This window comes from Ihubacter massiliensis, assembly GCF_024125305.1.
GTDB classification, from domain to species: Bacteria; Bacillota; Clostridia; order Peptostreptococcales; family Anaerovoracaceae; genus Hominibacterium; species Hominibacterium faecale.
In genome coordinates this window covers 1311852-1330354 of the sequence record NZ_JAMXVH010000001.1, presented here as the reverse complement: position 1 = coordinate 1330354, position 18503 = coordinate 1311852, and the positions used below count along the sequence as shown (strand labels likewise).

Genomic DNA, 18503 nt, shown 5'->3' with positions numbered 1-18503 from the left:
ATCGCAAGTATGCTGTAAAGCAGTATACTTGCGGTAGTTACGGAAGAATATGATGAGCCAATATACGACGGAAAAATTAAATAAAAGAATGATCGCATGGATCACAGCAGCGCTGCTGCTGCTTACTTTGATTCCATTGCCAGAGGTTCATGCAGAAAGCGAATATGGTTTTCAGGGTCTGCAGGGGACACTGCAGACAGGACAGGGCATTAAAGATTACAACAACATGAAGCTGGTAGAACCATCGGATATAACGGTGCTTCACACTACGGACAATTCCGGCGGCTATTTCTTAAATCAAATTAACGAAACCCTTGACGGCACCGCGGGCCGAATTGAATTCGCGCTTTGCATGACAGCGGGAATGAACCAGATTGGAGAAGCGGGAAACTGGAACTTTACGAAGTACAATTTAAACCCGGATCCGAGCCAGTATTCAGGGATGAGCCCGGATAAAAAGACTCAGGTCAACATTTATTCTCTGGAACCGGGCGACTCCTATACGGGGAAGGACTGGGCGAAAAACAAGGAGCCGATCATCAATTACAAAAAAGGAAATCTCTTTGTTGACGATAACAAGACCTATGGCAATGCCTCCAATGGAGACGGTTCCGGCAGGATAACCCTCTATACGGAAAAGACGCTAGAATCAGGCGACTACATTTTGGAATTTGGCGCAGAAACTTGCGGTAATAATGTAGAAAAAGTTTTGGGCGTCCCCGTAGCGTTTCAATTCAAAGTCAAGGGAAAATACACTTTGGATAAAGCGATCACCGTCGCAGAAGAACTGAATGAATCTGCGGTAATAGGAACGCAGGCGGGAGAATACCGCGATGGGACACTGAAAGAGGCATTGAAATCTCAATTAGATGAGGCAAAAGCGCTTCGCAATAATGAAAATGCGACATTGGCTCAGAAAGAGGAAATGGCCCAAAAGCTCAGTGACGCTATCGATGCGCTGCAGGCGGTGAGGGTAGTAGAGGCCACGGTAAATGACATCATAGGCGTTCCTTCCAAGCTGTCAGTAGGAAATTACGGAACAGCAAAGACTTCCGTTACCGCGAATCCCGGCAGCGAGGGTGATTACAGAAAATATGTCTGGTCAGCCAGTGATAATATCGATATCGATGAAAGAACCGGCGAGTGGACTGCTCTGTGGGCAAATAAGGCCGGTGAAAAAAGCCATATTACAGCTACTTCAAAATGGCATCAGGATCATCCAGAATCCATTCCGGACGGAGCAAAGGCAGCGTCCAGGGCAATTGAATTTGAAGTGACTTCTGCCGGGGATGCTTTTTCAGTCGGGATTCCAAAGGGCAATTCAGATGATACAAAAGGTGTGCTGCAGACCGTCATAGAAAAGAGCGGTAAGCCGGAAAGCGAACTGAACAGCATTAAAAAGATCAAGCTATTTACCGTACGGGGAGCATCTTTATCAGACAAGGACTTCACCTATATGAGGGAGAAGCTATCTGCCTTAGAAGAGCTGGACATCTCCAAGTGTACGGTTGATGCGCTTCCACCCATGGTTTGTGAGGGTATGAATCATTTGACCACCGTAAAGCTGCCTGATCGTCTTTCAAAAATCAATACTAAGGCATTTGACGGCTGTAAGGCGCTTTCCAATGTTCAAATTTCTGCTGGAGTGACTTTTATCGGTGATAATGCTTTTGCCAGATGTCCTTCATTAAATGGAAAGATGATTACGATCAATGCAGTAACACCTCCGGAATGCAGTGAGTATCCAGGCTGTTTTGAGGGAACCAGCATTTTGGGCATAAAGGTTCCGTATGGATGCGGTGAAGCATATCGAAACCACGAATATTGGAAGCAATTTAAAATTGAGGAAGATGAGATTGAAGATACTCTGTCCTTACGAGTAAGTAAAACAGGCACTCTGCAAGAGACCGCAGAGGCCGCACTGAACTTGGAAAATAAATCTGAAAGTCAGATTGACACACTGAGGATCGAAACTTCTGGCAATGCAGTTTTAGATTACAGTGACGACATTCCATATTTGCAGGATAATTTCCTTAATGCAACGACAATTGATTTGTCAAATGCGGTGTTAGAAGATAATCGGTTCAAAAGCAGCACCTTCAAAGATCGGGTAAACTTGAAAAAAGTCCGGCTGAATGAAGACACTACAATTATTGCAGGAAACGCATTCTCAGGCTGCAGAAATCTCAGAGACATCATCTTGCCTTCCGCTTTGGAGAAGCTGGGAAACGGCGCCTTTGGCGAATGCGCAAGTCTGGGCAGCCGGATTATCATCAATGCAAAGACGCCGCCACAATACGATGGCGCGGTTTTTCCGGACTCGATCACAACGATCCTTGTTCCGCCGGGAAGCGTAAACGCATATAAGTCGGCATTAGGCTGGAGACAGTATAAAAACAACATCACCTCCCAAATCGCCATCTCCCTCAGCGCGCAAACCCTCTCCATGGAGGTCGCGGCAACAAAAAAACTTACGGCCAATGTGACGGTCTACAATAACAACAGCAAAGACGTGATGTGGTCCTCGTCAAACCCCCAGGTGGCATCGGTGGATCAAAACGGAAACGTAAAAGGAATAAAGCCGGGTTCGGCGGTCATCACTGCTAAGACGTTGGAAGGCCTGGTCAAAGCCAAATGTACGGTCACAGTAAACGCACCTGCGGCGCCTGCGGTAAAAGCTGTATCCGCAGGCTACAATAAAATCAAAGTCACCTGGACGGGAATCAGCGGCGCAGCCGGATATGAAATCTTTTGCTACACAAAGAAAAACGGTTCCTATACGAAAAAGTACACCCAATCCGCATCGGCAAGAAGCTTTACCGATACGGGAAAAACAACCGGAACCACCTATTATTACCGGGTTCGCGCCTATAAGACAAATGGAAACGAACGATATTCCGGCAGCTATTCCTCCTATGCCGGCGCAAAGCCAGTGCTATCCAAGCCGACCCGCGTAAAAGCGAAAAAAGGCGGATCGAAAAAGATTAAGGTTTCCTGGAAGAAAGTATCGGGAGCGAGCGGCTATCGGATTTACCGCTCCACAAAGAAAAACAAAGGCTATAAATCCATCAAGTCGGTGAGCAGCAAGACATCAAAATACACCAACAGCAAATTGAAGAAAGGCAAACGCTACTATTATAAAGTTCGGGCCTATCGGAAAATAAAGGGCAAGAAGATTTACAGCGCCTACTCGGCCGCAGCTTCGTATAAAGCAAGATAATCGTGGTATATGAAAGGAACAAGGCAATGAAGATATACATCTGTGTAGACGACACCGACGATTTGACCAAAAGCACCAGCACAGGAAGAATTTCCGATCTGATCGCAAAACGCATTCAGGCCATGGGCGGCGCCCTGGAAAAAGGCATCACCCGCCATCAGCTGCTGCTCCATGAGGACATCGACTACACATCCCACAACAGTTCCATGTGCATGGTAATGAACATAGAAGGGGTGACCGTTTCCCAGATGAAGCAGGCTGCCGAGGAAGTGCTGAAGACCAACATGGCGGAAAGCTCCGATCCAGGGCTCTGCTTTTGCAGGCTGGACCAGCTCAGGGAGCCGGACCGGCTGATCGCTTACGGCAAGCGGGCGCAGAAAGAGATCATTAAAAAGGAAGAGGCCTACGCCCTGGCAAAAGAAATCGGCGGCACGGTTCTGGAAGAATACGGCGGCACGGGGATTGGTGTCATCGGAGCCCTTGCGGGCGTTGGCCTGCGGCTTTCCGGCTGCGACGGGACCTTCCGGGGCGGAAAGGGCAGCGAGCATGCAGGGAAAAGCTACACGGCGGCTAAGTGGAAAACCATGATGGGCATTGAACAAGTTCTGGACTTTTATGGAAAAGAATTGAATGACGAACAAGAAGTATCCGTGGATAAACAGCTGAAACTGGCCATGGTGGATCATAAGAAAACACTGATCGCGGCCCAAAGAGGCGCAAGGTACATAGCCTGCACCAAGCAGGATCTTTATCAAGGCGATCAGAAAATCACCACCTGGACCACCCCATGCGATCAATTTGAAGCGGACAATGACGTGGAAGAGTGCTATGAAGAGACCGAACATGCGTGTTACAACTGTCTGTTTAGAAGATGGACGGCAGACGGATTTATTTGTGTGAAATAAAATGGAGAAACGAGTTTGACAGCAAATCACAAGAAAAAACAATGGCTGATCGTAATAGCTCTGGCCGCCCTGCCCCTGATTTTTTTCATCGGCACCATCTGCATCGGCAGGTACAGCGTCAGTATAGAGGATGTGTTCAAAAGTTTTGCCACGGCCATCACCGGAACCGATCTGGGCGTTGAGCAAAAGACCTATACCGTGGTTATGGAAATCCGTTTTCAGAGAGCCATTCAAGGGCTGCTGGTAGGCGGATGTCTTGCTGTGAGCGGAGCCTGCTTTCAAAGCCTTTTCCGCAACCCGCTGGTATCCAGCGGCATGCTGGGCGTTTCCAACGGGGCCGGATTCGGGGCCGCGCTGTCGATTCTGCTGTTCAACAATATGGTGATGACGTCTCTCTTTTCTTTTGGCTTTGGCATTCTGGCGGTGATCCTGGCCTATCTGGTGGGAAAGGTCAGCGGCGGGACGCCGACTATCACGCTGGTTTTGGGCGGCACCATCATTCAATCCATCTTTTCCGCACTCCTGTCGCTGCTCAAATACATGGCGGATCCTTATAGCGAGCTTCCGGCCATTACCTTTTGGCTCATGGGCAGCCTGGCCTCCACCAAATCGGCGGAGCTGGTCTTTTCCGCCGTACCGATGCTGGTCGGACTGGCGGGGATGATCCTGTTTCGCTGGCGGCTTAACGTACTTTCCATGGGAGACCGGGAGGCAAAGACCCTGGGCCTGAATGTGGGACTTAACAAAGGCATTGTCATCGGCTTTGCTACTCTGGCCACCGCAGGAGCGGTCTGCATCAGCGGCGTCATCGGATGGGTCGGGCTGGTGGTGCCCCATATGTGCAGAATGGTCATTGGCAGCGACAACAAATGGCTGATCCCCGCCAGCATCTCCATCGGCGCCTGCTTTATGGTTTTCGTAGATACCATCTGCAGGACCATCAGCGGAGCGGAGATCCCGCTGGGCATTGTAACTGCCATCGTGGGCGGACCGTTCTTCATTTATTTGCTGAAAAAGACGAAAGGGAAGAATTGGTGATGTCTATGCCTCTGATTGAAGTGAGAAATGCCGCTTTCAGCTATGACGGCAAACGGACCATATTTGAACACGTGAATTTTCAGGTGGAAGAAGGAGAAATTTTCTGCATCATCGGCCCCAACGGATGCGGCAAATCGACGCTCATCGACTGCGTCCTGGGCCTGAATAAATTAAAAAAAGGACAGATCCTCGTGGGCGGAAATCCGCTGGAAAAGCTAAAGCCCAAAGAATTCGCAGAGCATGTGGCCTACGTTCCGCAGGGACACAAAACCACCTTCGCCTACACGGTGCTCGACGTGGTGACCATGGGCAGGACCTATGCCGCCAGGACGTTCGCACCTCCAGGAGAAGCTGAAAAAACCATCGCCAGAGATGCACTAAAGCAAGTAGGACTCAGCGGGTTTGAGGATCGGGAGTATACCAAGCTTTCGGGCGGAGAGCTGCAGCTGGTCATTATCGCCAGGGCCATAGCCCAGCAATCGCATCTTCTGGTCATGGACGAGCCTACGGCCCATCTGGACTTTACCCATGAGCTGAACGTGATGGAGATCATCGCCCGGCTGGTGCGGGATAAAAAGATTTCCATCATCATGGCGACCCATTTTCTCAACCAGGCCTATTATCTGGAGAACGCGGGGGTCAACACGAGAGTCGCCCTCATCAACGACGGCAACTTCGCCCAAGTGGGAACGCCGTCCCAGGTTTTGAACACGGAAAACCTGGAAGCGACCTTTAACATTATTACAGAAATCGTCAGCAACGGAACCGGTGAACGAAAGTATATTCTTCCGCTGCGAAACAAGAGGTAAGCATGAAAAAGAAGATAGTCAGCATATTGGCCGTTCTGGTGATGCTTTTTTCCGTCACAGCCTGCGGCAGCAGCAGCGGGCCCGCAAAGGGAGCGGCAAAAATCATCACAGACTGCGCCGGGCGCACGGTTGAGATACCTGAGGAACCCCAGAGAGTGGCATGCCTCTATGCGTCAACGGCCCACATGATGGCCATGCTGGATGAAGGCGATAAAATCGTCGGCGCGCCAGGTGGTGTAAAATCCGATGTGCTGATGCAGATGAAATATCCGCAGATTAAAGAGACGGCCACCCCTTATCAGGAAGGCTCGATCAATGTGGAGGAACTGCTGCGGGTCGAAGCGGACATGGCTCTGGTGCGTTATTCCACCGCTTCCAACAAAGGTGAAGTGGAAAAGCTGGAAAAGGTGGGAATCCCTTATGTTGTGGTGGATTATACCACCATCGAAGAGCTGCAGAACGCCATCGATGTAATGGGAAAGGTGTTCAACAAAGAAGAGCAGGCGCAGAAGTATATTCAGTTCCAAAAGGACACCATCGAAATGGTAAATGGGAAGCTGAAAGATGTGGCGGAAGAGAACTGGCCGTCAGTCTATCATTCCGTCAACGAAGCGATTCGAACCGATGGGGAGGGGGATATCTGCGGCGAGATCATGAACCTGGCTGCAGTTAAGAACATTTCCATTGAAAAGGGCGTACAGGCCGGCGGAGACAAGACCTATACCACCCTGGAAGAAATCTACAAATGGGATCCCTTTGCGTTCATCGCCAACGAATCCTCGGTAACCGACTATATTCTTTCCGATTCCAAGTGGGAAGGGCTTACGGCAGTGAAAAATAAGAAGGTCTATACCCTTCCGGTGGGAGCCACCCGCTGGTGCCATCCGGGATCTATGGAAGCCCATATGGGCGTTTTGGCAGTGGCGAAGCTGTTTTATCCGGATAAGTTTGCGGATATGGACCTGGAAGCGTATACATCTGACTATTATCAGGAATATTTTGATCTGAAACTGGATCATAAAGCAGTAAAAAAGATACTTTCCGGCGAAGGGATGCGAATGTCCAATTCGCCGGCCCAGTAGGAGGCAGAAATGGAAAATCAGTCAAACGAAACGAAAACGCCGCAGGGTCAGCCGGCTGCGCCAGCGCCTAAGGATTCGGTGACCGCGGAGATGCAAAAAGTCGTGGCTGCAATGATCCTTGAGCTGAAAAAAGTCATTGTGGGCAAAGACCAGGTTATTAAAAAAGTCTTGATGGTCATTTTGGCCGGCGGCCATATTCTGCTGGAGGATGTGCCGGGCGTAGGAAAGACGACCCTGGCGCTGGGCCTTTCCAAGGTCATGAACCTGGATTATAAGCGGATGCAGTTCACGCCCGATACCATGGCCAGCGATATCACGGGTTTCAGCATCTACAACAAGGAGACCGGCGGGCTGGACTATAAACCGGGCGCGGCGCTCTGCAACCTGTTCCTGGCGGATGAAATCAACCGTACCTCCGCAAAGACCCAGGCAGCTCTGCTGGAGGTCATGGAAGAGGGCGGCGTCACCGTAGATGGGGTAACCCATAAGGCTCCGGAACCTTTCGTCTGTATTGCTACCCAAAACCCCTTGGGAAGCGCCGGGACCCAGAAATTGCCGGATTCCCAGATGGACCGTTTTATGGCAAGACTGTCCATGGGGTATCCGGATATTGAAAGCCAGGTCAACATTGTAAAACAGCGGCAGACTTCCGATCCCATAGAAACGGTTCGGCCTTTAGTCAGTGCACCCCATATCAAAGCGATGAAACGGGCAGTGCAGCTGGTGAAGATGTCCGATGAGATCATCGAATACGCCGCGGCTCTTTGTGAGAAAACCAGAACTGCACAGGCGGTGGAACAGGGCGTCAGCCCAAGAGCCGTTCTGGCCCTGGTCCAGATGGCCAAGGCAGGTGCTCTGCTGGCGGGCAGAAGCTATGCGATCCCGCAGGATGTAAAGGATGTATTCATCGATGTATGCGCCCACCGTTTGATCCTGACCGCCAGGGCAAAGATACGCAAAGAAACGGAAGAAAAGGTTCTGCAGGATATTCTGGACCAAGTGAAACCGCCTGCGGTGCTGGAAGGAAAGGTAAAATAATGCTGCGAAACCGAGTGTTTTATGCGCTGCTTTTGACTATGATGACAGCGATTTACATTTTTACAAATACCTATTACACACTGACCCTTTTGGGACTGTGCATCCTGCTGCCTCTTCTTTCCCTGGGCTTGATGCTTTTTTCCAGGCGGGGGCTTTCGATTACGCTGGATGTGCCCCAATCGGTAGAAAAGAAAGATGCGGTGTTCACCTATCATTTTGTCAACCACAGCCTTTTTCCTGTGGCCAGAGCAACCTTTACCATTGAGCTGGAAAATCAGATGACGGGTTCAAAGATGATGAGAAAAGTCAACGCCACCGTGGGCGGAAAAAAGACGGTAGACGCCCATCTTTCCATGAAAGGCAGCAAGGTTGGAACGGTGATCATTTCCACGAAAAAAATCTGCGTTTATGATGCCTTCGGCCTCTTTACTTTGAAAAAAGCCAGCCTGACCGACCAGGCGACCGTGGTTTATCCGGATCTGCGGGAAGCGGCCGTGTACATGGAAAAGCCCATTGAAACCATGGGCGACGGCAGCCGGTATTCTCCTGACCGTCCGGGACAGGATGTGAGCGAAATTTTTGCGTTGCGGGACTATGTGCCGGGCGATGAAGTTCGCAAGATCCATTGGAAACTTTCCTCCAAGATCGATAAGACGATGGTTCGGGATTTCAGCCTGCCCCTCAACTATTCCCTTTTTCTGCTCCTGGAGCTGACGCTGGGCAAGGAAGAGGTGGTAGACGCAGTGGTGGAACTGTACTTATCCCTTTCCAAGGCGCTTTTGGAAAGCGGCATCAATCACAACCTGGCCTGGTACGACGCAGGCGAGGGCGCTTTTCATGTGCGGGAACTGGATGCTTTTGAGGATTTGGATATGGCCTCGGCCCAGCTGCTTTCCTCGTATGCTTCTGACAAAAAAGCGGTGGCGCTGGATTACTATGGGGCCAGCGGCTACCGCAGCCGAAACAGTACGCTGGTTTATGTGGTTTCCGATCTGGATCTGGATAAAGTGGCGGAGATGGAAGTCTCTCAGACGATGAAAACGATTTACGTATATGACGATGAACAGAAAAGGGATGAGGCCGAGCAGGCCGTACAATTGGTACCCATATCCGTCCGTGAAGCGGCGGAAGGGATCCCGGAGATTATGGTATAGTCTATGAACTGGATGAAGGAAAAAACACAGACCTCAATGGAGCTGAACCAGATAACCGAACAAGACAAAAGCCACCCGCGCAGACGGGTGGTCTTTGAGCTGCTCTTGGCGGCGGGGCTGTCCGTCGGGTGCTGGTATACCTATTTTTCCATGTTTCCCAGTCCAGTTGACCCCATGATCAACATGCTGCTGATCGCAGGGCTGCCCATCGGGCTTTATCTGCTCTGCCGCAATCCGTTTCTGGGACGGTTTCTGGTTTTCTATGTCTTTCTTTTGACTGCCATTTACTTTGTCCTGGCATACCAGGCGGTGTGGAACGGCTTTCTGGTCATGGTCAACATCATCATCCAGGTCTTAAACGATCAGCTCAATGCCGGCCTCATTCCATTTGAATTGACCGGGGATACGGCGGACTGGGGCAAGGATGTTCTTCTGGCGGTCATCCCGGTCATCCTGCTGGCTTCCATGGGGATCGCCCATAGCATTTACCACAAAGAGCCTTTGCTGGGCTTTGTGCTGACCGCCCTTCCGGTTATGGTCGGATTGTGCCTAAAGGTAGGTCCTTCCATATGGCTGCTGATCCTGCTGATGCTGGGCTGGACCGGACTTTTAGTTCTCTCGGCGGTGGCAAGGCCGGTGAGCAGAAAAAAACGAAAGCCCATTTACATACAAAATGAGAAAAATTCGCCCCTGCCCTATATTTTTCTAGGCGTTACGACGGCTTTGCTGCTGTGCTATGTGCTGGTCTTTTCCGGAGACGATTATCGTCCGCCCCAAAGCGTCGATGGAGCCAAGGCGTCGGTCGTTGCCGCACAGGAGCATCTTCGCTATGATAAGCTGCAGGGAGACGAAATCGATCAGCTGTCAAGGGGCGATTTGAACAGCGCCCATCCGCTGGCTTATACGGAGAATACGGTATTGACCCTGAATATGCTGCTGCCCCGGGCTATGTATCTGAGGGGATTTGCAGGAGGAGATTTCGCAGGAGGCAAGTGGGCCCCGGCCCCGGAAGGCGCCTATTCCGGCGAATATACCGGCATGATCGAATGGCTGGAGCAAAAGGATTTTTATCCCTGGATGCAGCAGGACCGGCTGTATCGGATGTCGAAGGATTATGATTTTGTTTCCGTAAAGGCAGAGAATGTAAACGGCAGCAGCAAATACTTGTATCTGCCTTATGAAGCGGCCGTCAGCGGCGATACCATGCCCGATCAGGTCCGCTATATCAAGGATTACGGAGCCTTTGCAAAGGGGCTGCGGGGGCAGAGAGACTACTCCTTCAAGACCTTTTTGCCCAAGTTCGAGGACTACAATGAAAAAGCCCTGACCGGCTGGCTGTCGGAGCTGAAAGGCAGCCCGGACTGGAACGATTATGCGGAGCCGGAAAGCGTGTATCGGAGATATGTGTATGATACGTACTTGTACGTTTCCGATGAGGACGCCGAAGCCCTGAAGAGCAGCGGGATCGATCAATGCGTAGGAAAAACCATTGAATACACCCTTCATCATATCCGCAGTAAGTTTGATGAGTCCTTTACCTATGATGTCGAACAGGATAAAGCGCCGGAAGGCAAGGATCAGCTGGCCTATTTCATGGAGCACAGCAAAGCGGGAAACGATATGTATTTTGCCACAGCGGCGGCCCTCATGTTCCGACAGGCCGGGATTCCGGCCAGGTACGCGGAAGGCTATTATCTGTCGCCGGATTACATGAAGCTCTATACACAGATGGACGATGTTACCATGGATATACCCGATTCTTTGGCTCACAGCTGGGTTGAAATCTATATCGATGAGATCGGGTGGTTCCCGGTGGAGGTCATCCCCGGTTTTTATGACATGGAGAAGCAACAGACCAAAGAAACGCAGGAAGATGAGAAGATTGAAGAAGAAAAACAAAAGAGCTATGAGGATGAGGCGCCTCAGAATGATCAGCCGGAGCAGGACAAGCAGGAGCAAGACAAATCGATCAGTCCCTGGTGGTTTGCCGGCCTGGCGCTCCTGCTGCTGATAGCCCTTTACGAAGTGCTGGGCAGAATGCGCATCCGGCGGTTATTGGCGTCCTTCGGCAATGTGGGGAACAAGGAGAACGTATATGCGATGTACAAGTATGTAACCAAGGTGATGGCCTTTGACCATCACCCGATTCCGGCCAATCCTTACGATAAGCTGGAGGAAGTAGGCTCAGCTTACGATGCTGTCACCGAAATCCGGTTTGCCCAGTTCCTCAGATTGATAAATGATGTTCGATTTGGAGAAAGAAATCTTTCCCAAGAGGAGCATAAAAAAATAGCAGCCTACGCAAAAGCAGCAGGCCGCCATATTTATTCCACTCAGAAGAGAGGGAAAAAGTTCCTGATGAAATTTATTCTTTTCTACGTCTGAGCTTGAGATAGATGACCGTGAAGAGGATGACCGCGAGGATCAGGATTACAGCGGCGATCTTGGCAATGAATCCGGTATCCGGCCCCTGCTTTTTAGAAACATCGTCCAGCCCCGATTTATCTACGGGTACAAAGTCCGCCGATTCGCCGTAGGCGGTTTCGTAGGTGATGATGTTTTCGCCCAGCTTTTTGAGAATTTCGTTTTCCTCGCTGGTGCGGTCTGAGCCGGTGGTGAAGGTGATGGCGTAAGCGTTGTCGATGGTGGTGCCGTTCTTGGCCGCCAGGGTGTTATCCACCGAGATGCGGTACTGGGTGTTCTTTTTCAGGTCTTTGGCGGGCCGGATAAAAACCTCCCGCCGATAATCCTTCTGGACTTGGTTGTCTGGAAAGATCAGGTTAATGGCAACGGCATTTCCGTCTGCGTCGGTGAGATGAAAACACTTTTTGTTGTCCGCAAGGACGGTTACGTTACAAACATTTTTATTGAAATTGAGCTGAATGGTTTCATTAATGGCAACGCCTGCGGCGCCGTCAGCGATCGAAGCGCTTTTCAGCGTCAGAGGAATGTCCCGGTTTTCCCCGTTTCCTCCCCCGGTTCCATCGCCGCCCTCAGCAAAAGCAAATGAGGCGGATAGGGACAGGGCGAGGCAGAGGGCAAGGACAATCAAATAAGGCCGTTTGCGTTTGAACATAGTGATACTCCTTTGTCGATTATTGCTAAAAACTATCATATCATAGGTGGAGGATAAAATGCGAAAGTTTTCCAGGTTTACCGGGATAATTTTAATAGTGATGATGGCTATGGGGCTGGCGGCCACAGTTGCCAGCGCGGAGACGTGGGAATTCGGGACCAGCGGAAAGGGCAAGAATCCATTTACCCCCCGCGGGTATCTGGTTGATACGGAAAAAGGTCAGCACTGGCTCAGCAGCCCGTTTAACAATAGCGGTCCGGTGGTGAAATACACCGGTGTGGAGAATGGCGTGGATTATCTGGAGGCGAAAAAGAGCGATGGATCCAATTACACCTTCTACGCGATGACCGATCGCAACCCCTGGCCGGAAAGCAGCAGCCGAATCGGCTATGGAAAAAAGTTCTTATTCGCATATAAAAATGGTTCCCGCATTGCAAATTTCAATGACTATGTGCAAACTCCCGCAACTAGAGGCGATAAGGTGGACCCGTCGGGCGAAGGTACTTGCTGGGTGTTTAAAATTGAAGGCTTTGAACTGGAGCCGGGATGCCGATATGAGTTCGGCTTTCTGAGAGGCATGCAGGCCAACAATGGAATTACGCTGATCCTTGCGGAGGATGAAAAAGGCAACAACATCGGCTATATCCAGGAGACGAACAAAGGGCTTACCTCTGCGGAAAAGTCTAAATATATGAAAGAAAAAGATCAGGAATACAAATTTATTTCCAGCTGGCACAAAAAGGCTGACGGCGAAGGTTACACGGTCAACAAGGTTCCCATGCGCTTTACCGTGCAGACTTATGCGGATCTGACCCTCTGGAAAAATGAGGCGGATAAGGTACAGAACTTCCTCAATTCTGTTACCAATAAAGATTTGAAAGAAGGCAAGTATAAGCGGTCAAATATCAAGGAATTGAAAGAGGTCCTCAGCCAGTACAATAAAAAAGCGCACAATACGGTCAGACTTGAACTGCAGCCGTCTGCGAAAAGTATGATGAAATCCATGATCAATGATATAGAGAGGCTTCTGAAAAACGCCAAGTCCGACAAGCCGGAACCTGCGGATATTACCAAGCTGAAGGAAAAACTGAAGGAAGCCAGGGAACTCTACGCAAAAGCCCATGCCAATGTGGGCCTGGATCAAGGCCAGTACGGCCGCATTGAAGTGGAAAACCTGGATGAAGAAATCAAGCGGGCTGAGGAAATGGACCAATATACGCCCCAGAATGAAATTAACGATGAGGTGAAAGCTCTGGAAGATGCGATGATTGAGGTTAAAGCCTCAAAGGTGCAAAAAGAACAAAAGGTCTTTTACGATAAAGTCACCGGCATCTATGTGATCGCGCCTGTGGATTCTCTGCCGGAAAATGCAAAGCTGTTTGTCAGACGAATGGGCCAGGAGACGGTCGATTATAAGTCCATGGAAAAAAACTTGTCGGATAAGGAGACAGAAGCGATCTTCTACCGGATTCACTTTTACCAGGACGACCGTAAAATTCAGCCTTCGGAAACGGTGGAAGTCCAGATGCCCATCGACGACAATATCAGCCAGAAATCCAGTACCGTGTATTCGGTGGGTAAGAAGGGCAGCCTCAATAAGATCAATTCGGTGAAATCCAACGGAATGCAGTTCTTTAAGAGAAAGACTCTGTCCGCGCTGGTGCTGGCCGGAAGCACTGCCACAGAAGCGGAAAAGTCAGAAGCCAGAGGCCAGAGAATGCAGGCGATGATGGCGCAGAAAAAAGATAAAGACGCGCAGAACAAGCTGAACCAGCTGGAAAAGGCGAAAAAGAAAAAAGAGGAATATAAAGACCCGCTCAATAAAATGCTGAAACGAAACATGAATACGGCCACCTTCAGTAATGATGTGGAGAAAGAGACCAGTCCGGTCTACTTGATTTTAGCGGCAGTCCTCTTGGCGTTGATCGCCATAAGCATGGGAATCCGCGCGCTGATTTTGCAGAGACGAGAAAAATGGGGAAAATAGTTGCAAATTGTTTTCGATATATCGAAAACTAATGTTGAAAATGTGAAAAGATTTCGATATAGTAGAAACGATAATAAGCGTAAACGCGGAGGTGTATCGAATGATTTGCAGAGATTTTTATATACAAAAGATTCGTCCATTTATTGATAAGGATGTGGTTAAAGTCATGAGCGGAATACGCAGGAGCGGAAAATCGGTCATGTTGGAGCTGATTCAAAGGGAGCTTTTAGAGCAGGGACGAAGTGAGGACAGCATAATCATGCTGAACTTTGAAAGCAGGCTGCTGCCTTTTGCAAAAAATGTTCAAAGCGCTTTTGACTATTTGAAGCCGCTGTTATCAGAAAAAAAGTATTTATTTTTTGACGAAATTCAGGATTTACCCGGGTGGGAAGAGTTGGTCAACTCGCTGATGATCGACTTTGATGTGGATATCTATATTACAGGGTCCAACGCAAAACTTTTGTCCGGTGAACTGGCAACCTACCTGGGCGGGCGCTATGTAGAGATTAAAATATACCCTTTTTCTTTTGCGGAAATATTGGATATTATGAGAGAAACCCAAGAAGAGGTCAATGAGGCAGAGGCTTTCCTGCACTATCTGTCTTATGGCGGGATGCCCTTTATTTATCAAAATAAGATGGAAGAGCAGGCCGCGTTGATGTATCTGGAAGATTTATTCGACTCAATTATTTTAAAAGATGTTGCCCAGAGAAATAAGATACGCGACATTGGGGCATTTAAAAATCTTTTACTGTATTTTATCGCGGAAATAGGGAATACGTATTCTGCCGCATCTATTAAAAAATATTTGAAAAACGAAAATCGAAGTGTCTCGACGGAAACCCTGTACAATTACATCGAGTACTGCAAAGATGCATGTATTCTGCAAATGGTATCCAGGGAGGATCTCATTGGCAAAAAAATCTTGCAGTTTCAGGAGAAAATTTACCTGACCGATCACGGATTGCGCCAGGCCGTCTACGGCCATAACCAAAGGGATATTAACCAGATCCTTGAGAATATCGTTTTTATGGAACTTCTGCGTCGGGATTATAATGTTACCATAGGGAAGGCCAACACGCGGGAAGTAGACTTTGCAGCAAAAAAAAGAGAGAAGAGAATTTATGTTCAGGTTGCATATATGCTGGCTGATGAAAAGACAGTCGAGCGTGAATTTGGGGTGCTGGAAGAGATTCCTGACAATTATCCCAAATTTGTGATTACGATGGATGAGATTGAACGAAGCAGAAACGGAATTCTTCACAGAAATATACGGGAGTTTTTGAAAGGACAGGAGTTTTAGAAGAGTCCGGAAGGGAATAAAAGCTGCAAATGAGAGAAAGGTGGTCTAATGAAATACGATGTGGTGATCGTGGGAGCCGGTATTTTAGGCTGCCTGACAGCGAGAGAATTGATGAAATATCAGTTGGATGTTTTGGTGGTGGACAAAGAATCGGATATCGGTGAGGGTGCGACAAAAGCAAACTCCGGAGTGCTTTACGCCGGTTTTCATCCGCGGGGCGGGAGCCTGAAAGGGATTTCCTGCGCCCGCGGCAATCGTATGCACCGGCAGCTTTGCAGGGACCTGGATGTCCCGATGGACTATGTGGGCTCTCTTTTTGTTGCCTTTCACCAGGAGGGTATCGATCACATTCAAGAGAAGATAGGAAAGGGACGAAAGAACGGGGTGCCGGACATGAAGATGATTTCCGGGGATGAGGCCAGGAATATGGAGCCGAGGCTGTCTTCTGAAATCATCGCTGCTATGCATGCGCCAACGACGGGAATCGTTTCGCCATTTAAGCTGGTGCTTCATACGGCCCTCAACAGCGCGGCCAATGGCGCCCGCTTTCAATTCAATACGAAAGTAGAGCATATAGAGGCTGCTGGAGAGGGATACGCGCTGCATACAAACCGCGGGGTAATTCATGCTGACTATATTGTCAATACGTCAGGCGAAGGGGCTGCGGAATTGGAGCGATTTGTGCGCGGCAGGGATTTGGTTATAAAGCCCAAGCGGGGCGAATATCTGGTCTTTGACTGCCCTTCGCCCATTAAGCATGTGATTTATCAGGCCCAGGAGCATGATGAAAAGGGAACCCTTCTTGCACCGACTGTGGATGGCAATATGCTGGCCGGCCCCACATCCTACAAAGCGAAAAGCTACAAATGCACGGAGACCACCCAAAAAGGAATCGATCATATCTCCTATGTTGCGAAAAAACTTTTGCCTGACCTGGACTTGGGCAGCGTCATCGCGTCCTTTGCAGGAATTCGGGCAAATATTGAAAATGTACCCAAAGAAGAGAAGGATTTTGTCGTGCGCCTCAGCGGGCGGCGTTTTGTCAGCGCTCTGGGCATTAAAAATCCGGGCATGACCGCATCGCCTTATCTGGTGGAAAAAATTCTCGCGCATCTTTTTGAGGCCGGTTTAAGACAGGAACGCAATCAAGCGTTCGATCCCATCTACCGGGCAAAGCCTTTGTTTTTGAAAGCGGACCCAAAGCTTCAGGCCAAGCTACTGAAGGAAAATCCCGCTTATGGAAACGCCGTGTGCAGGTGTGAAGGCATTACGGAGGGGGATATCCTTTCCGTGCTCGATTCGCCCCTTCCGCCCCACAATCTCAATGGACTGAAAAAACGGCTGCGGACCGGGATGGGACGATGCCAGGGCGGTTTCTGCACGCCGGAAATCATTGATATCCTCAGCAGAGAATGGGGAAAACCGCCGGAGCAAATTTTTAAAAGCGGGCCGGGAAGCCCGATGGTGAAGGGGAGGCTGCGCCCATGAGAGTGATCGTAATCGGAGGCGGACCGGCGGGAATGGGAGCTGCGGTTTCGGCAAAAGAACAGGGAGTTGAAGAGGTTGTGCTGCTGGAAAGGCGGTCTTATCTGGGCGGCGTTCTGCCCCAGTGTATTCATAACGGATTCGGCACCCAGCTCTATGAAAAGGACTATACAGGCGGTGAATACGCCCTTCTTTGGCAGAAAAAGACAAAGGATGCCGGTATTGAAGTTCTGACAAACACAACCGTTCTTTCCATTGAAAAGGGATGGAAGGTCAAATGCGTCAGCGCCGCCGGCGGAGCACGGGCTCTCCCGGCGGATGCGGTTATTATCGCCACCGGCTGCCGGGAGCGGACCCTTCCACAGATGCGGATTCCCGGTAGCAGGCCGTCCGGCATTTTTACCGCAGGAGCCGCACAGCTGATGATGAATTTGAAAAATTATCTGCCGGGAAGGAGCGCGGTGATTCTCGGCTCTGGTGACATTGGCCTGATCATGGCAAGGCGGATGACCCTGGAGGGTATTAAGGTAAAGCTGATTTTGGGGCAGGAAGCGACCGGACTTGCAAGAAATATCGTCCAGTGTGTGGAGGATTTTGATATTCCAATGCGCTACGGCTGGACGGTCGTTTCCACCCACGGTTATGAGCGGCTGAAAGGGGTTTCCATCGCACCCTTTACAGAAGCCGGGAAGCCGGATTTGAAGCGAAAAGAGTATATCCCCTGCGATACGCTGCTGGTGGCAGCGGGGCTGATTCCTGAACTGGAAGTCTGCGGTCAGTTGGTTCCGGGGGAGGAGGCGGGTTTGTTGGTCTGCGGCAATGCCCATGTCGTGCATGATCTTGTGGACCATGTGACCCAGGAAGCGATGGCCGTCGGCAGGAAGGCGGCTCGCTATCTGGGAAGAGGCGATTCTTCCATCCGCGAGCTCGATTGTGTGGAGAAAGAGCTGACAGGCAGAAAAGGCAATATGATCTGTACCGTTTGTCCCAAAAGCTGTGTCATGCAGGTGGAACAGTCGCCCTTTTCTGTGACCGGCAATCAATGCAGCAAAGGCGAGGCGTTTGCAAAGCAGGAAATAAAAAGCCCAAAACGTGTGCTGACGACGGTGGTGAAAACCGATCGCGCAGATATGCCGCTGTTATCGGTGAGAACCGACCGCCCTGTTGATAAGGATGATCTGTTTGTGATCATGAAGGCGGTGAAGCGCATATGGGTAAAAGGACCGATAGCGCCAGGTCAGGTGATTGCGGAGAATATCGCCGGGACCGGGGCGAATTTGATTGCGACTTGGGTTTTGGGAAAAATGTAAAATAAGATTTCATTTTTTACGCAAGTTTCAACAGCCAGGCCCTCTCAAATCCGCAATCAGGCTGCGCGGGCCGCAAGCTGTCAGGATCAAGCCCAG

The 18503-nt window shown here is 49.9% G+C and carries 13 protein-coding genes; 12 read left to right on the top strand and 1 reads right to left on the bottom strand.

The window, feature by feature from the left end; translation table 11 throughout:
• Nucleotides 1-52: 52 nt before the first annotated feature.
• From NIA71_RS06120 to NIA71_RS06085, 8 genes are read left to right on the top strand one after another with little or no spacing between them, the layout of a single operon-like run.
• On the top strand, nucleotides 53-3220 hold the full coding sequence (locus tag NIA71_RS06120; RefSeq protein ID WP_253019925.1) for a leucine-rich repeat protein: 3168 nt from the start codon (nucleotides 53-55) through the stop codon (nucleotides 3218-3220).
• A gap of 26 nt (nucleotides 3221-3246) precedes the next feature.
• Nucleotides 3247-4125 (top strand): hypothetical protein, encoded by an 879-nt coding sequence (locus NIA71_RS06115; protein WP_253019924.1) that lies wholly within the window; start codon nucleotides 3247-3249, stop codon nucleotides 4123-4125.
• A gap of 15 nt (nucleotides 4126-4140) precedes the next feature.
• Complete coding sequence (locus tag NIA71_RS06110) at nucleotides 4141-5163, top strand: FecCD family ABC transporter permease (RefSeq protein ID WP_253019923.1); 1023 nt, start codon at nucleotides 4141-4143, stop codon at nucleotides 5161-5163.
• Nucleotides 5163-5972 carry an ABC transporter ATP-binding protein gene (locus tag NIA71_RS06105; RefSeq protein ID WP_253019922.1) on the top strand — a complete coding sequence of 270 codons (810 nt, stop codon included), beginning with the start codon at nucleotides 5163-5165 and terminating at the stop codon, nucleotides 5970-5972. The genes NIA71_RS06110 and NIA71_RS06105 overlap by 1 nt, the downstream gene beginning before the upstream one ends.
• A gap of 2 nt (nucleotides 5973-5974) precedes the next feature.
• Nucleotides 5975-7054 carry an ABC transporter substrate-binding protein gene (locus NIA71_RS06100; RefSeq protein ID WP_253019921.1) on the top strand — a complete coding sequence of 360 codons (1080 nt, stop codon included), beginning with the start codon at nucleotides 5975-5977 and terminating at the stop codon, nucleotides 7052-7054.
• 9 nt (nucleotides 7055-7063) lie between these two features.
• Entirely contained in the window at nucleotides 7064-8092 is a 1029-nt protein-coding gene (locus tag NIA71_RS06095; protein WP_253019920.1) for an AAA family ATPase, read from the top strand.
• A complete protein-coding gene (locus NIA71_RS06090) occupies nucleotides 8092-9246 on the top strand; it encodes a DUF58 domain-containing protein (RefSeq protein WP_253019919.1) in 1155 nt (384 codons plus the stop codon). Before NIA71_RS06095 ends, NIA71_RS06090 begins: the two co-directional genes overlap by 1 nt.
• Nucleotides 9247-9249: 3 nt before the next feature.
• A complete protein-coding gene (locus NIA71_RS06085) occupies nucleotides 9250-11631 on the top strand; it encodes a transglutaminase-like domain-containing protein (RefSeq protein ID WP_253019918.1) in 2382 nt (793 codons plus the stop codon).
• Here the strand turns inward: NIA71_RS06085 and NIA71_RS06080 are convergent.
• Nucleotides 11612-12322, bottom strand: a complete 711-nt coding sequence (locus tag NIA71_RS06080) for an Ig-like domain-containing protein (RefSeq protein ID WP_253019917.1) — start codon at nucleotides 12320-12322, stop codon at nucleotides 11612-11614. The two genes, NIA71_RS06085 and NIA71_RS06080, sit on opposite strands and share 20 nt — an antisense overlap.
• A gap of 58 nt (nucleotides 12323-12380) precedes the next feature.
• Between NIA71_RS06080 and NIA71_RS06075 the strand changes: the two genes are divergently transcribed.
• From NIA71_RS06075 to NIA71_RS06060, 4 genes are all read left to right on the top strand, one after another.
• Nucleotides 12381-14309 carry a hypothetical protein gene (locus NIA71_RS06075; RefSeq protein ID WP_253019916.1) on the top strand — a complete coding sequence of 643 codons (1929 nt, stop codon included), beginning with the start codon at nucleotides 12381-12383 and terminating at the stop codon, nucleotides 14307-14309.
• Between the two features lie 100 nt (nucleotides 14310-14409).
• Nucleotides 14410-15612: an ATP-binding protein gene (locus NIA71_RS06070; protein WP_253019915.1), complete on the top strand. Its 1203-nt coding sequence runs from the start codon at nucleotides 14410-14412 to the stop codon at nucleotides 15610-15612.
• A 48-nt stretch (nucleotides 15613-15660) separates the two neighbouring features.
• Nucleotides 15661-17100, top strand: a complete 1440-nt coding sequence (locus tag NIA71_RS06065; protein WP_253019914.1) for an NAD(P)/FAD-dependent oxidoreductase — start codon at nucleotides 15661-15663, stop codon at nucleotides 17098-17100.
• Nucleotides 17097-18407, top strand: a complete 1311-nt coding sequence (locus tag NIA71_RS06060) for a DUF1667 domain-containing protein (protein ID WP_253019913.1) — start codon at nucleotides 17097-17099, stop codon at nucleotides 18405-18407. Before NIA71_RS06065 ends, NIA71_RS06060 begins: the two co-directional genes overlap by 4 nt.
• The last annotated feature ends 96 nt before the right edge of the window (nucleotides 18408-18503 follow it).

Excerpts from the sequence above, each read along its gene's own strand:
- NIA71_RS06085 (WP_253019918.1), top strand. The coding sequence starts at position 9,250 with ATGAACTGGATGAAGGAAAAAACACAGACCTCAATGGAGCTGAACCAG.
- NIA71_RS06115 (WP_253019924.1), top strand. The coding sequence starts at position 3,247 with ATGAAGATATACATCTGTGTAGACGACACCGACGATTTGACCAAAAGC.
- NIA71_RS06100 (WP_253019921.1), top strand. The coding sequence starts at position 5,975 with ATGAAAAAGAAGATAGTCAGCATATTGGCCGTTCTGGTGATGCTTTTT.
- NIA71_RS06090 (WP_253019919.1), top strand. The coding sequence starts at position 8,092 with ATGCTGCGAAACCGAGTGTTTTATGCGCTGCTTTTGACTATGATGACA.
- NIA71_RS06105 (WP_253019922.1), top strand. The coding sequence starts at position 5,163 with ATGTCTATGCCTCTGATTGAAGTGAGAAATGCCGCTTTCAGCTATGAC.
- NIA71_RS06095 (WP_253019920.1), top strand. The coding sequence starts at position 7,064 with ATGGAAAATCAGTCAAACGAAACGAAAACGCCGCAGGGTCAGCCGGCT.
- NIA71_RS06080 (WP_253019917.1), bottom strand. The coding sequence starts at position 12,322 with ATGTTCAAACGCAAACGGCCTTATTTGATTGTCCTTGCCCTCTGCCTC.
- NIA71_RS06060 (WP_253019913.1), top strand. The coding sequence starts at position 17,097 with ATGAGAGTGATCGTAATCGGAGGCGGACCGGCGGGAATGGGAGCTGCG.
- NIA71_RS06065 (WP_253019914.1), top strand. The coding sequence starts at position 15,661 with ATGAAATACGATGTGGTGATCGTGGGAGCCGGTATTTTAGGCTGCCTG.
- NIA71_RS06075 (WP_253019916.1), top strand. The coding sequence starts at position 12,381 with ATGCGAAAGTTTTCCAGGTTTACCGGGATAATTTTAATAGTGATGATG.
- NIA71_RS06070 (WP_253019915.1), top strand. The coding sequence starts at position 14,410 with ATGATTTGCAGAGATTTTTATATACAAAAGATTCGTCCATTTATTGAT.
- NIA71_RS06120 (WP_253019925.1), top strand. The coding sequence starts at position 53 with ATGAGCCAATATACGACGGAAAAATTAAATAAAAGAATGATCGCATGG.